The organism is Devosia neptuniae, assembly GCF_025452235.1.
Taxonomy (GTDB): domain Bacteria; phylum Pseudomonadota; class Alphaproteobacteria; order Rhizobiales; family Devosiaceae; genus Devosia.
Genome location: NZ_CP104964.1, coordinates 72,526 through 86,920 on the forward strand (window position 1 = coordinate 72,526; position 14,395 = coordinate 86,920).

A 14,395-nucleotide genomic window follows, 5' to 3' on the forward strand; every position below is an offset into this window, starting at 1 on the left:
AGCCGACTTACGTGGCGGTTGCCATCGAAGTAGTTGTTCACGCCAAGTATGGACCGCGCCATCGACTAGGCGTTCATTCCTCCCGCACGTTCCCCTCCGCATCGATGATCACGCCGGCCTCTTCGTAGAGGCTGGGGAGTACGTCCTGTGCTCGGCTGAATGCCATCGCGACGTCTGTCGCGTGCTGCAGCGCCTCCCTTCGGCAACTGACCACGTGAAGTCCCTCCGCTCCATCATCCTGCGGTGCTCGGATTCGGTCTCCCACTGCTTGAAAATGCGTTCCGCCCCATTCTCAGCGACATGGTTGAACCCATCGAGAATGGCAGGCGGCGGCAGGGGACCCGCCCATTGAGTTTCCACGTGGGTAATCTTACCGCTGGGGTGAACGACTTCTTGCTGGTCAGGGGGAGGCCGCTTGGGCGGGGTTGGGCGCCTAGCGGTTGGTTTTCTCATTCTGACGCTCTCTTTCGACCACTATGTACATGTCCCTTCCGATGCGCGCAAAGTCGCCACGCAGGGCGGACTGAGCACTTGGCGCGGGGTGATAGTGGCTGGCTTGAGGCGTCGAAACAGACAGAAGCGAGCCAAGGCCGGCGACGAAAGCTTTCGCTACCCGCTTGCCCCTAACTGCCTGTCGTTTCATTCGCTGGTTCATCGGTACTTTCCGATCATTACGGGCTTCATATAGCCCAACAATGTGACCATACAACACACTATCACGAAAATTCGTTTCCCCGAGTTTTCGGATTTCCGAGGCAAGCAGTCGTTGAAGCGATTAGGCGTCAACCCAAGCCCCCTGTGAATCGCGAGCATAAGCGCGCCGGTGGCAATGCCGCAATCCATGTTCAAAGTGGTCCCGGGAATCCGCTTGCCTCAAGGGCCTCGGTGAAGCGCACGGGCGCGTAATCGAGACCTTGCACCGCTTGCTGGCCGGCACAATGGCACGGCCCCGATCCAACGCCTTCCAAATCTCACCGACTTGGCCCACGAAGCCATTACGTTTTGATAGTGGTTCAACGCGAGGTGGCCTCAGGTTGATATTTTATGCCCTATATTGGGTAGCTTCCGATTTCGCTATACGCATTTTTTCTTCAAAAGCGTCTCGTTCCAACAGTTCGATCGAGAGGTGGCCGATCGCTTGTGGCAGCCAGATTCTGGCCACTCTGCCCACTGGCGCGACATCCTCTCGCCTGATCGGTTCGCCTCATTCATTCTCCGGTTGAACTCCATTGGCGACGAGCTGATCGTAGACCCTCAAGACATCTGGCACCGTGTAACAGATCCGATAGATCGTGCCGCTGCCCCTCTTCGATAAAACGTCTTTAAGCGAGCCCTCAATTGGTTGAACTAAGAAAACGCGTTCATCGCCATTGACATCGTGCAAAATTCGACATGGAAGCCCTGGCGGTTCCAAACCACTTTAGAAGGAAAGAGCTTCGTATTGGGCGACTGCTGCGGCCAGATCAGCCACTACGATATCGACGTGGCTAAATTGCAAATCGTACAAAGTACAGTTCCTCTTGCCCTATGGAGCCACGGCTAAGTCAGCGTCTGGGATCACGCGACTAGTGCTCGGCTATCGCAACCTGTTCTAAGCTTTCCAGACGTTCTTCACACACCGTCCGGACAAGCGCGTGCAGGTGCTCGGTGCACTCCATGAGCCATTTCAGCGCTTCTTCGCTGATCTCATAGTGCTTGGAATAGCGGGCTTTGACGTAGGCTTCATTGAGAACATTGAACCAGGCGTTGTGACGGTGCTGGTCACGCGGCCAGGCCTCAATGAGGCGACGGTCACGATCCTCGGCGAGCATGCGCAGGAATTTGAGGTTATGTGATGGGGGACTGTAATTAGTCAGCACCAACAGCACGGTGGCATAAGCTTGCTCTATTGATTGGTGGAGTTGGAACGCTGATCGTTTTACAAAATTTCGCTCAAGCGCAACCAAAGCCAATTCTAAGAACTCCACAGCCGCTTCAAAACGTTCATCGAAATGTGCCTTTGCGACGTCCGCTTCCTGCTGTGGGGTGAGCACTCCGGGTTCGGCGAGCTCGCGGTCATCCATCTCATAGAGAACAACCCCTTCTTTGCGAATGTCCGTGAAAAAGTACTGCGCATTGCGCAGGGCATTGTTCACTTCGCGACCCGAGTGCACGATCAGGCCCACCGGCGCACCGATCGTCGGCTCCCGGTTTAGCCGGTCCGTCGCCCTATCCCAATACTCAAACCCCGCGAAACGGCTCTCGTTGACGATCACCAGAATATCGAAGTCAGAGCGATAACCCTTCATCGTGTGGGGCTCATCGACCCAGGTGCCCTTGGCGTATGATCCAAACAGGATGATCTTCAGAATGCGGCCACGGCGTTTGGCCTCTGACTTGGCTTCCTTGAGCGCGTCATCGAACTCCTCGTGGATGATCTCGACGATGCGCGCCACATTGCGCTGCTTGCTTTCGGGAAGGTGATCGAGGCTGATCTTCATTAGATGACGCCCCTTTCAGGCTCGCGAACAGTTCGGCTTGTGAACTATGCCCAACCAGGAGTCGACGCACAACTCCACTGGTTGGGTGAGGAGAACGGCGTGAGAGTTGCCTTGCGATGTTCGACTTCGGTGACATAGCGATTTTGCGGATATCGTGGCGTCAATGAACTGACCAGAATTCAGACCCCGCAGCGATTGATGGACAATGGTGGAACTCAGCGCTGTTCCTGCCGAGCAAAACGCACGCCGATCGGCTTTCGATGCCCTATTACGCGCGGTCGATCTTCCGGTTCGGCGCACAGGCACGTATGGCTTGCGCGATCTGCTGCATGAACGCGGGGCTGAATGTCCCCATCGCCTCGGCGCTGGCGAAATCGAACGCAGCGTCAAGCGGGACGCGATTGAACTCCGTCGGGATGAGCCAGCATGGCAGGTCGAGGCCTGCACGGCGGCGCTCCAAGTCTGGGATGAGCACGGCGGGCTGATCCGCTGCCGGCGGCACGATCGTTATCGGAAACAAGAGATAGGCAGCGGTAGACTTCACGACGACGCAGACCGGACGTGCATACCTGCCGGATTCCTCCCCATCATCGGCTTGGCGCGCCCAAAGATAGTTGAACTGCACAACGTCACAGGCATTGAACACCGGCCTAGCTCTGCGGTAGCTGGGCAAGACCGGTCATTAGCTCGTCCATAACGGCCGGAGGGGCATCCTGCAGGGTAAATGCTTGAATCCCACTGCGTTCGGTCAATTTGCGGTAGTGGTCGGCGTTCATCACCACCAGCCGGCCCTTGCCGTGCTTGGTGAGAGTGACAGGCTCGACAAGGGCGGTGTCGAGAATTTCGCCAGAGGCGCGATTGAGATCTGTCAGGGTGTAGAATTTCATCGGGTCCAGCCTTTCTTCCGTATTTGGCGTAAAATAGCTAAATTACGTAATTTGGCAAGCGTGATAATCTTAAGCCCTAGGGCACGGATATATGGTGCCTAGATCATGGATGAACAGAATTGCGTGGATTCGGTCGTTGCCGACCCACCAGCGTAAGAAGTGGAACCGTATGCTACGGAGAGGGAACGTGCCGCGTGTCCTTGGCCCGCATAATACGCGCTCGGGAATGGCTCGTTCAGTGCAAAAAACGGTTTACAGCGTCTCGGTCGGGTCCGGGTTGGTGGTGGTCGAAAGGCTTGTGGCAATGAATTCCCTCACCTTACCGAAATCGCTTGGAAATTCTGATGACACGGTCGTGCAATGTGATCACTGTGAAAGCCGCGACAAAGTAAAATTTTAGGTATTCATAATATTTTAACTCATTAATTGCGCCTTGGCGCGTGGCTGGTAGCTATGGCGGCAACGCGTAACTTGGGTGCTGGGCATGACCGCTGCCAATCTATCCGCCACTGGACTGCAGACAGCTGGTGTTGCTCTTCCTCTTGTGCTCGATGTTGACGACACACTGATCCTCACCGATTTGCTGCACGAGACGGCGGTGGCTTATTTCCGCGCCAATCCGCTGCGTGTGTTCAATCTTGTCCTGTGGACCTTGCAGGGGAAAGCCACGCTCAAGCGCAAGCTGAGCGAGCAGGTGCCCGTCGATGTGGACAGCTTGCCGGTCAATGAGGAACTTGTAGCCTTCGCCCGTGCCGAACATGACAAGGGGCGTTCGGTTGGGCTGGCCACCGCCGCCGACGAATTGCTGGCGCTGCGCCTTGCCCGCCGCTTCGATTTCGTCGATTTCACCATAGGCAGCAACGGCGAGCGCAACCTCAAGGGCGCTACTAAGGCCGCTGCGCTGGTGGAACGCTTCCCGGATGGTTTCGCCTATGCCGGGGACGGGCGCGCCGACCTTGAAGTGTGGGACAAGGCACGATCAATTGTGCTCTCTGGCGCATCGGACGATACCGCCACCAAGGCGCGTGCGCTGGGCAAGCCGGTCGAAGCCGAATTCTTCCGCCCCAGACTGGGCCTGCGCGGCTGGCTCAAAGCGCTGCGCGTGCATCAATGGGCCAAGAATGGCTTGGTCTTCGTGCCCTTGATCTTGTCAGGCATGGCTACCGACCCTGTCGCCGTGGTGTCCGCTTTTTGCGCTTTCGTCTCCATCTCGCTGATGGCCTCGGGCACTTACCTGCTCAACGATCTGTTTGACCTCACCGATGATCGCCTGCACTGGACCAAGCGTAATCGGCCGCTGGCCTCCGGCGCCCTGCGCATCAAGCACGGCGTTCCCGCTTCGGCCGGTCTCATCGCTGGCGGCCTCGCACTGGCAGCACTAATCGGTCCGGGCACACTGGGTCTGCTCGTCGCCTATATGGCCATCACGCTACTCTATTCATTCTACATCAAGCGCCAGCCTATCGTTGACGCCTTTACCCTGGCAGCCCTGTTCACCATGCGCCTGGGGATCGGCATTGCCGCCGTGGGCGCGGTGCCCTCGCCCTGGCTGCTGGTGTTTTCAATGTTCCTCTTCACCTCGCTTTCCTTTGCCAAGCGACAGACCGAAATCCAGAAAAGTGTTGCCAAAGGACGGCTCGCGGTCAATGGCCGCGGCTATCTCGGCACGGATGCCAGCATGGTAGTGGCGATGGGCGTGGCGACGGCCTTGGCGGCCATCACCATCATGGTGCTCTACATCATGAACGACGTTTACGGCGCCGGCTTCTACAATAGCCCGGTCTATCTCTGGGTCTTCCCCGCGGCGCTGTTCATGTGGGTGTCGCGCATCTGGCTGCTCTGTCATCGCGAAGAGCTCAACGACGATCCGGTGGCCTTCGCCATCCGCGACAAGATCAGCGTCGCGCTGGGCGGGTTAATGGGCGCGGCCTTCCTCGCCGGATGGCTGTTATGATGCCCGCGCTACTGCAACGCCTCGCCAGCAATCAGGTCTTCCGTTTTCTGCTGCTTGGCGGCACGGCGGCCGCGATCAACTGGATTGTGCGTTTCCCGCTGTCGGCGGCCATGCCGATGGGAGCAGCCGTTATTCTGGCCTATATGATCGGCATGGGCGCGGGCTTTACGCTCTATCGCAAATATGTCTTCCCGGGCTCCACCCGCCCGCTGATGGAGCAGACCATGACATTCATCGGAGTCAACCTTGTCGGCGCGGTGGTTGTGCTCGGCCTGACCACGCTTTTCCTGCAGATGCCGGCCGCTGCACCCTGGCCAAATGTTGTGCGGGAAGGGCTTGCCCATGGCGCCGCCATCGCCGTTGGCGCGGTGATCAATTTCATCGGCCACAAGCAACTGACTTTCCGCCTGGCGTCCCGCCCAGCGGGATAGACCGGTTCGCCCGTCATTTGACAAGCATGCCATCCCGCCGCAGGAATTTTAAGCCGTGACCGTAAAGCGCATTGCCATAACAACCATTCTGGGCGGCCTGGTGCTGGCCTTTCTCGCAGTACTCGCCCTGGCCATTCTGCGTGAAGTGCCCGGCACCAATTCTTACGCCGTGCTGGCCGAGGGCTGGCTCAATGGCCGGTTCGATGCGGACCATTGCTTTGATACCGATTGCGCCCTTTTCAATGGACTGACTTACATCATCTTCCCACCGCTGCCCGGTGTCATAGCCTTGCCCTTCGTTGCCTTGTTTGGCAGCGAGTTCCGCTTCTTCGTCGTATTAAGCGCACTTACCTTGGCCGGCAGTGGCTGGCTATGGTGGCAGATATTCCGCCGCGAAGCCGCTGGGCCCGATCAGGCCACGCTGCTCGTTTTGCTGACCCTTTTTGCCACGCCGCTCGCCTTTGTGGTGCTGCGCGGCGACGGCGTCTGGTTCTTTGCGCAGAGCTGGGGCTTCCTGTTTTCCAGCGCTGCCCTCTATAGCGCGCTGGTGCGCCGCAATGCCCTTTTGGCCGGTCTTTTCATCGGCATGGCCTTCCTTTGCCGGCAGATGACCATCCTCTACCTGCCGCTGCTCTATGTGTTGCTGCTGGAGGCAAACACGGCCTGGTACAGCATCGATCGTGCGGCCATCAAGCGCGCCCTCTCGCTCGCGGCCTTCCCGATAATCGCGATCCTCATCTACTTCGCGTACAATTATGCCCGCTTCGGCTCGCCGCTCGAAACCGGCTATTCCTACATCTTTCCGGTCGAATGGGATGTCGCCGATAGCGGCGGCTTCTTCCTGCGTCTGCGGGTGCGCGAGCTTGGGATATTCTCGCCGGATTACTTCCTGTTCAATGCCATCTATATGTTCGTTGCCGGTCCGCACGTGGACTTTGCCGGCCGCTACATGACCGAAATGGCGGGCTTTGACGCCAATGGTGCCTCGCTTTTTCTGGTGACGCCGGTCATCCTGTTGGCCTTCCTGGGCAAATGGGATCGCGCCTTTTGGTTCGGCCTGGGCACCTGCGGGCTCGTCATGGGTTTGACGCTGCTGTATCACTCCAATGGTTTTTCGCAGTACAGCGCCCAGCGTTATGCGCTGGACTGGTTGCCCATCCTGCTGATCTTCCTCGGCCGCGCCCTCAAGGCGGAATGGACACCGCCATTCGCGCTGCTGCTGGCCTATTCAATGGGGGTGACCCTCGCCATGCTGGCCATCGGCGGCATCATAGCTGGCTAACTTGACGTCGCGTGCATGCGGCCGCTCTCAGCGGCCAAGGGCGTCGCCAGAAACCGCATAGGCAATCTGTTGATTTGCTGCCTAGATCTGACCCGTTAAAGGCAGAAGTGTTCACTGAAAGAGGCCCTGCGGCGCATTGCCCAATAATACCGAATACGGTCCGGGTAGCTGTAGTGCCGTTGCAGTCGCTGTTCCACGGTGTCACCAGGATAGTAGTGCTGCCAATGTTCGGGTTGCATGAGCGCTTCCATGCCGGCTTTGAGGCCACTTTTCCCGGTCATCTCCCCCGAGATGAGATCGAGCCCGTAGAGCGCCTCGCGCAGCACGAAGGTGAGCCATGGCCCGACCTTTAGGATCGCCCGGACATCTGCCGGCTGCATGTCGCAGCCATTTGTTTCGATGTTCGTTGACGTTCAAACGCCAAGGAGACGACAGTGACACTTTCACCCCACATAACCCTCAATGACGGTAACACCATCCCCCGGCTTGGGCTGGGCGTATGGCGTCTAGCAGATGCCGAAGCACCGAAACTGATCGCTGAGGCCATCGATGCCGGTTACCGTCATATCGATACCGCTCAGGCCTACCAGAACGAAGGGGGCGTGGGGCAGGGCTTGAAGAATACCAAGGTGCGTCGCCGCGACATCTGGGTGACTTCAAAATTGCAGACCAGCCTGCAGGGATACGACAGCACTTTACGGGCGTTCGACCAGACGATGAGCAAGCTGGGATTGGACCAGTTGGACCTGTTCCTGGTTCATTGGCCGGCCCCGGCGCGCGACCAGTACGTAGCGACATGGAAAGCCTTCATCGAGTTGCAGCAGCAAGGTCGCATACGCTCAATTGGCGTGTCGAACTTCCTGCCGGAACATCTTGAGCGAATCATTGGCGAAACCGGCGTCACCCCCGCCGTTAATCAGATTGAGCTCCATCCCAGTTTCCAGCAGGGTGCCAGCCGCGATTGGCACAACCAGCATGGCATCGTGACCGAAAGCTATAGCCCTCTCGGTGGAAAAGGCACGGCATTGTTGGAAAACCCGGTCATCGCCGGCATTGCCAGGCGGCTGGGAAAATCTCCAGCGCAGGTGATTATTCGCTGGCACCTCCAGCTCGATCTTGTGGTCTTGCCAAAATCGAGCAAGCTCGAACGCGCTGTTGAGAACTTCAACGTCTGGGACTTCGATCTGACAGAAAACGATATGTCCGCGATTGCTGGACTTGATCGCCCGGATGGCAAAACCTTGCCTCATCCGAATGAATTGAACGACTGAGCGCCTGCCACGCCATGGGCGGCCGAAGCCGCCCATGAAAGGCTCCATCGGCAGTGTGGCCATTTGACCAGCTCGTCAGGCTAGGCTGCAGCGACTGCAGCATCGCCTGCAGGATTTAACGGCAGACGGGGAACGCGGGCAGTAGCGGGGCAGGGCGGCGGATCATCATCATCGTCATTTCGTCGCCATCGCCTGGTAATCCGTCGCATCGCACTGTGGCTTTGGTATCAGCACCTCTTCCAAACGGAGCGCGGGCGCGCGGCCCTTGTCCGTGATCGAGGCGAGATCTGCCGCATGCTCTGGGAGCAATGGTCGCCTGGCTGGAAATTCGATGAAGCGACCTTCCGTCGGACAGCTGCCTCTTTCGACACTCCCGATTTCGTTAATGTGGTGGTCCACCACTACCGCTGGGCATTCGGTCTGACACAGGGAGATCCCTCGTTGGTCGATCTTGAGCTACGCCTAGCCGCCCGCCCGCCTATCACAGTTCCGGCGGTGACCTTGGACGGAATGCGGAATCCGCTGAAGCCCGGCGGTACGGCGGACCATGCGAAAATGTTCTCCGCATTGCATGAACACCGACAGGTTGCCGCCGGCCACAATCTCCCTCAGGAGTCGCCTTCTGCCTTTTCCGAGGCCGTGCTGAAGGTCCACGAGTGGAGGCGTCCCCACGGGACGCCCAGTGGCAACGTGACGGGCCCTGTGAGTGGGCTACACTGATGGCTGCAAGGTTTTCGACGATGCCATTGCCAGCCGCTCGATAGAGCCTTGCCACAGCCTTCCGTATGGCAGCCGAAATGACACCGAACTCGTAGTAAGCGGCGACCGGTATCTATGGAACCTCGACTGGGGCAGCTTGGACGGATGACCGCAACGCAGGCTCGGGATGATCAGCATCGGTGGACATTGGGAACGAGTCTGCCGTCCACGTTGCGCGGACTGCCTGTAAGTGAAAAGGTCTTGCTTGCGGCGGGCCTGAGGGTTTCTTCCCTTTAAGGGTCGCCGGCGTGTGTTGCCGGCCCCTCGGTAACCATGCCGAAACGGGTAAGTCGGCAGAGTCTTCGGGCTCTGCCGGTCCGTCAATGTCGGCGCTCTGAGCCTAGAACGCGATTAGTCCGGCAATTCCGATGACTGCGATCAGGGCGGCTACAATAGCAAGCTCATCGACAGGCCAATCCGACAAGGGGTAGGCCTCTCCAAAGAGCGATAATTTGCGAACAGGATTGATCCACGAGGCGGCATTGAAGAGCGCGACCTTGCGCCGACGATCGCGGCTGTGCTCAGCCTGTGTTGCTATGTTGGTTTCGAAGTCCAGCATATTGATGATGCTCAGGTTGATACGCGCCCCATGAGGACCGCTATGCCTGGATTCCTACCGGATGATTAAAGTCTTACCGATGTGATCGGAGTACCCACATGCCGGGCACTATCGCGCTGCCAGTGATGCAGAAACGTATCACTCTGCCCGGTCCTCATGAGCAGACCAGTGGACTTTACCAGTTCCGCGAGGCCGGTGCCAGTCATTGGTTCTGGGAGCAGCCTGCCTTCCAAGGAGGTTGTTCAGTTTTTGGATTGAGGTGATGCCACCGATCGGCGTGGGGTCTTTTGAGATTGTAGGTATCGGCCCATGGCTTGATTGCCTGGGCGCGTTCCACCGATGATGTGTATGGTCTGGCATAAGCCCATTCCCGCAGCGATGTCTGGATGAAGCGTTCCGCCTTACCGTTGGTGCGCGGTGTATAGGGCCGGGTTCGGATGTGACGGGCATTGGCTTGCTGCAGCGCCTGGGCGAACAGCTTGGAGCGATGGGCTGAGCCATTGTCGGTCATCACCCGCTCGACTTTGGCGCCCAGTCGCGCGTACCAGGCCAGCGCCCGGTTCAGGAAGCCCGTGGCATCCTCCTGCCCCAGGCTGGGGAGCAGTTCCACATAGGCCAGGCGAGAGGCATCGTCGATGGCCACATGCAGGTATTTGTAACCGAAAACACTGTGCCGTGAACTTTAGATTCAGGTGATTAGACTAGGATGCTAATTCATCGGCACGAAGACCCTCCCAGAAATGCTGATGATGCCTCTGTTAGCATTGCCGATGCCGCCAAGGCCGATGGTTAGCCCAATGTCAGCGCCGCTGGGCATGCCGGCATCAATACTGGCTTCGAGGCGAGCCTGACCATTTTCAAACAGCAGGTTCGAGCCGAATTCGGCGACCCCTTCGAGCCCAAGTCCCAGGTCGACCACAATTTCGCCCGGCGCCACGAAGCGATAGGAGACGGCAGGACCGATGGCAATTTGACCGACGCCCGTCGCAATCGAGGGAATGGCAATGCCCAATGCGTCACGATAGGCGTCACTCGTTTCACTAAAATACCCCAGGCTGGCCCGCGGCGAAAACGTCCAGGGCCCCGATGTCCATTGCCCCTCAATGGCGGCACTTAACAACCAGCGCGTCGCTCCAAAGCTGTCTTCGTAGGTTCCGAGGGGATTGATGCGATTGTTGGAGCGCCCGAAACCGGCCAGCAGGTCGAGATAAAGATGTTCGTGCAAGCGCATAGTCGCATAAGGTCCGGCAATCCAGCCTGACCCCATAGCGGCACCAGCCAGTCCGGCTTCACCTTGCATCATGTGATCGAGTTGGACAAAGCCGCCAATGAGCAGGTCGGGTGTGACGAGATAATCCGCTCCGACGCTGCCCAGCATGAGCCGGCCATCCCTGGCGGCATCTATGCGCATGAATGTCCCTTCCATCCATATGTCGAGCGGATTGGAACTCTGATTGCCGGTTGCACCCTCAATCGCGTTGAGGCTGATGGAAGACCGGAGCGCACTTCCGCCGGCAATCGCTGGCAGGTAATTCATGAGTGTCGAACCGATGTCTCCCCCTGGGACAATACCATTCAGCCGGTCGATGCGACGCTGCGTACGGGGCTGGTTGGCCAGGATCATCGACGCCCGCGTTTCGAGGAAGTCTTTGATGAGCGCGGTCGTTTCTTCACGTGAGCTGACGAAGGTGAAGACGCAGGTCAAGCTCTCGCTTGCGTCGATGACGATGTCCGCGGTGCGCGTGGCAATATCCCCACCGCTGTCATCGTCGTCGCAATCGATGCCTGTCAGCGTTGTGCCGGCACCGCTGAGGTCGTCGGCGGTAATCCGAAAGGCACCGGCGGGCAATTCGATCGACGCGCTGCCACCGATGCCCCCCGTGGTTCCGACGGTAAGCGCATTCAACAGAGGCTCTGACGACGTGAAGCCGAACGTGCCATCCACATTGGAGCGCACGGCGACGATGAGCCTGCCGACGGCACCCACGGTCACGCTAAAGGCCTGGGTTGCAGAAAACGGACCGACGCCAACCGAGCTATCCGTCGCCGTGACCGAAAAATCGAAGACCCCGGACGCGGTCGGCATTCCGGACAATGTTCCGGACGAGGACAGGCTCAATCCTGGTGGAAGACTACCGGAGGAGATAGCGAAGGCGTAGGGCGCTGCGCCGCCGCTGGCAGTCAAAGTCTGGGAGTAAAATGAGCCGGAATTGGCCGATGGGAGGCTGGCGGGGGCGAGTATTATGGTGGGTGTGACGACCGTCAGGGGGAAATACCCTGCTACTCCGTACGGCGCTCCTGGGCCGGTCGTCGAATCTTGGGCAAGGATGGTTACGAAGAACGACCCGGACGCCGTCGGGGTGCCAGAAATTGTTCCGGCGGAAAAGGTCAGGCCGGACGGCAATGCGCCTGCCATGATCGAATAGGCATAGGGCGATGTGCCGCCACCAGCGACTACTGTTTGTGAATAGGGCTGGCCCGCGGTGGCAGGGGGCAGACTGGAGGGTTGCAGGGTGAAACTAGGGCTATAGATGTCGAGGCTAAGGGTCTGCGTGCCCATATGGGGGCCCGTTCCGCCACTCGCATCCGTGGCCGTGACACCAAAGGAAAATGAGCCGGTCTCGGTTGGCGTGCCTGAAAGGAGGCCAGAGGACGACAGCGTCATGCCCGCCGGGAGCGAGCCCGTGACGGCATAGGTATAGGGTGCGGTTCCGCCGCCAGCGACAATCGTCGCGGAGTAAGGTCCTCCGGCCCGCCCATTCGGAAGGCTTGCCGGTGAAAGCGTGATCGTGGGCGGGGCGACGGAGAGGCTATAGGCCTGGGAGCCGGTGATTGGAGCGCCACCGGTGGAATCCTGGGCCGAGATGGTGAAGTTGAACGTGCCGTCCTCTTGGGCCGTTCCCGAAATCGATCCGTCGGTCCCCAGCGAGAGCCCGGCAGGAAGCGCGCCCGAAGCAAGGCTGAATGTATAGGGGGCAGCGCCGCCGGTTGCCGAGATCGTTTCTGCATAGGCTTGCCCGACCGTTGCACTCGGCAGGGTTGGCGAGAGGGTCAAGCTGGGTGGTGCGATCACCAGCGTATAGGGAATTGACGCCGAATAGGGACCGCCGCCCGTCGTGGAATCCGTGACAATTACCGAAAATGTGTGGGATCCTGCCGAAAGAGGCATTCCCGACAGGAGCCCGGCCGGCGTCATGGAGATACCGGACGGCAAGGTGCCAGAGACCGAGAAATTATAGGGCGCGGTACCCCCGAACGCCGAAAGACTCTGCGAGTAGCCTGAGCCGACCGCGCCCGCCGGCAGACTCCCAGGGGAAACGGAAATAGCGGGCGGGCCGATGTTGAGCGTGTAGCTGTGCGAATCCGTGGTACCGGCGAAGTCGGAAGCAAATACGCTGAAGGTGAACATGCCGCTTTCCGTCGGCGTCCCGGATAGCGTCTCGCTGGAAAATGACATGCCGGCGGGCAAGGGACCGGCAAGCGAGATCTGGTAGGGTGGGGTTCCCCCGATCGCATTGAATAACTGAAAGTACGGGGCGCCCACGATGGGATCAGGAATGCTGGCCGGAATCAGGGCCACCTGTGCCAAGCATGGGGCGACCAGGAGGAACACTGTGCAAAGAAGGGCAATGAGGCGGGCCAGAACCGACTGGACCGCGCTTTTCAACAGTGCCAGGCTTAGCAAGGTCTCCACCCGCCGGCCCCGCTCAAAGGGCTTACAGTGTTCGTGGGTTCCCCTGGCCTGCGCAATGGTGCGATCGTCAAATCGTTCTGCCCAACTTCGTCGGTGACGACATTTTCGCGCCACGGTTGATAGTTCTGACCGGACGGCTAAAGTGCGGCCACCCCAAACTTTGCCTGTTTCATCGATGAGGATATTGCCTCCACGCGACGCAACGGCTGGCATGGGAGCGGCGGCGCTCAGGGCCGATGCTCACTTCCACCAAACGGTAGTCGCTTATTGCGAGAAGATGGTCGAACCTGCACCGCCAGGTTGGCCCGTGCGAAAGCTGCTCAACCAGCTGGAGCGGTACTACTCGGCCTATATGCTGATCGGGCAATATTCCGGCTGGCGCAACCACGGCGCTTCCGTGCCGAACCTCTCGCGGCTGCAGGCCATATCCGGGCAGAGCCCGCGCCAGACCGCCAGCTTTTGCGCAATGCTGGAGGCCCGCAATCTTGTCTTCATCGACACTCTGGCGACGGACAGGCGACAGAAAATCCTCAGGCCCGCGGACAGCCTGATCCGGGAGGTCGCGCGGTCATGCGTCGCATTCGTTGAGGCCTACGACGCCATTGCAGGAAGCGCTTTGGCGCCGCCGATTGAGCGAGATGCGAGCCTATTGGGCGAGATGATCCACCTCTCGGCGACGCGCGTGCGCGGAGCTGGAACCGTGATCGCCTTGTATCCGAGGGTACTGGCGCTGTCCGCCTACGACTGCGGCTATCCTATGCTGGTAGCCCTGATCCTGGCGCACTACCGACGCAGATCAGGTAAAGAGATGTTCTCGCTGACCCACAAAGCCCTGGCGGAACGCTACCAAGTTTCAGAGTCGCATGTCGGCAATGTGCTCGGCCGCTTGCGACAGGCCGGTGCCTTGGTGCCAGCGCACGGGTCCGAGGATGCCATTGTCGTAGAAGAGCTGGTTGACGAGTTTGAGCGCTGGTGTGCCGCGGAGATGGCGCACTATGCCGATCTAGCCCGCGCTTGTTTGCTCCGACCAACGCGACCTTGGAAGAAACGGCATCGCATGGGTCAGGGGTGATGCTTT

At 59.2% G+C, this 14,395-nt stretch carries 13 protein-coding genes; 5 read left to right on the forward strand and 8 right to left on the reverse strand.

The genetic code is table 11. The features are described from left to right. Positions 1-108: 108 nt before the first annotated feature. From N8A98_RS23315 to N8A98_RS00385, 4 genes are all read right to left on the reverse strand, one after another. Positions 109-453, reverse strand: coding sequence for a DUF2335 domain-containing protein (locus tag N8A98_RS23315; RefSeq protein WP_390888754.1), 345 nt, complete (start codon positions 451-453; stop codon positions 109-111). Between the two features lie 1,112 nt (positions 454-1,565). Further along, positions 1,566-2,480 carry a nucleotidyltransferase and HEPN domain-containing protein gene (locus tag N8A98_RS00375; RefSeq protein ID WP_262165610.1) on the reverse strand — a complete coding sequence of 305 codons (915 nt, stop codon included), beginning with the start codon at positions 2,478-2,480 and terminating at the stop codon, positions 1,566-1,568. Positions 2,481-2,748: 268 nt separating this feature from the next. Continuing rightward, positions 2,749-3,126, reverse strand: coding sequence for a hypothetical protein (locus N8A98_RS00380; RefSeq protein WP_262165612.1), 378 nt, complete (start codon positions 3,124-3,126; stop codon positions 2,749-2,751). A 4-nt stretch (positions 3,127-3,130) separates the two neighbouring features. Continuing rightward, a complete protein-coding gene (locus N8A98_RS00385; protein ID WP_262165613.1) occupies positions 3,131-3,367 on the reverse strand; it encodes a type II toxin-antitoxin system prevent-host-death family antitoxin in 237 nt (78 codons plus the stop codon). A 484-nt stretch (positions 3,368-3,851) separates the two neighbouring features. Between N8A98_RS00385 and N8A98_RS00390 the strand changes: the two genes are divergently transcribed. The 3 genes from N8A98_RS00390 to N8A98_RS00400 are packed head-to-tail and all read left to right on the forward strand — an operon-like array spanning position 3,852 to position 7,034. After that, positions 3,852-5,321: a UbiA family prenyltransferase gene (locus N8A98_RS00390; protein WP_262165615.1), complete on the forward strand. Its 1,470-nt coding sequence runs from the start codon at positions 3,852-3,854 to the stop codon at positions 5,319-5,321. Then, positions 5,318-5,752, forward strand: coding sequence for a GtrA family protein (locus N8A98_RS00395; RefSeq protein ID WP_262165616.1), 435 nt, complete (start codon positions 5,318-5,320; stop codon positions 5,750-5,752). The genes N8A98_RS00390 and N8A98_RS00395 overlap by 4 nt, the downstream gene beginning before the upstream one ends. A gap of 55 nt (positions 5,753-5,807) precedes the next feature. Next, a complete protein-coding gene (locus N8A98_RS00400; RefSeq protein WP_262165618.1) occupies positions 5,808-7,034 on the forward strand; it encodes a hypothetical protein in 1,227 nt (408 codons plus the stop codon). 95 nt (positions 7,035-7,129) lie between these two features. Here the strand turns inward: N8A98_RS00400 and N8A98_RS00405 are convergent, their stop codons facing one another. Then, positions 7,130-7,414, reverse strand: coding sequence for a class II D-tagatose-bisphosphate aldolase non-catalytic subunit (locus N8A98_RS00405; protein ID WP_315974444.1), 285 nt, complete (start codon positions 7,412-7,414; stop codon positions 7,130-7,132). A 54-nt stretch (positions 7,415-7,468) separates the two neighbouring features. On the opposite strand from N8A98_RS00405, the gene N8A98_RS00410 reads away from it, so the two are divergent. After that, positions 7,469-8,305, forward strand: a complete 837-nt coding sequence (locus tag N8A98_RS00410) for an aldo/keto reductase (RefSeq protein WP_262165619.1) — start codon at positions 7,469-7,471, stop codon at positions 8,303-8,305. Positions 8,306-9,404: 1,099 nt separating this feature from the next. Here N8A98_RS00410 and N8A98_RS00415 read toward each other — a convergent pair. The 3 genes from N8A98_RS00415 to N8A98_RS00425 form a co-directional block, all read right to left on the reverse strand. Then, entirely contained in the window at positions 9,405-9,623 is a 219-nt protein-coding gene (locus N8A98_RS00415; protein WP_262165621.1) for a hypothetical protein, read from the reverse strand. Between the two features lie 202 nt (positions 9,624-9,825). Continuing rightward, on the reverse strand, positions 9,826-10,266 hold the full coding sequence (locus tag N8A98_RS00420; RefSeq protein ID WP_262165622.1) for an integrase core domain-containing protein: 441 nt from the start codon (positions 10,264-10,266) through the stop codon (positions 9,826-9,828). Positions 10,267-10,332: 66 nt separating this feature from the next. Further along, a complete protein-coding gene (locus tag N8A98_RS00425) occupies positions 10,333-13,317 on the reverse strand; it encodes a putative Ig domain-containing protein (protein WP_262165624.1) in 2,985 nt (994 codons plus the stop codon). A gap of 307 nt (positions 13,318-13,624) precedes the next feature. Here N8A98_RS00425 and N8A98_RS00430 point away from each other — a divergent pair, with 307 nt between their 5' ends. Beyond that, entirely contained in the window at positions 13,625-14,389 is a 765-nt protein-coding gene (locus N8A98_RS00430; protein ID WP_262165625.1) for a hypothetical protein, read from the forward strand. Positions 14,390-14,395: the final 6 nt, after the last annotated feature.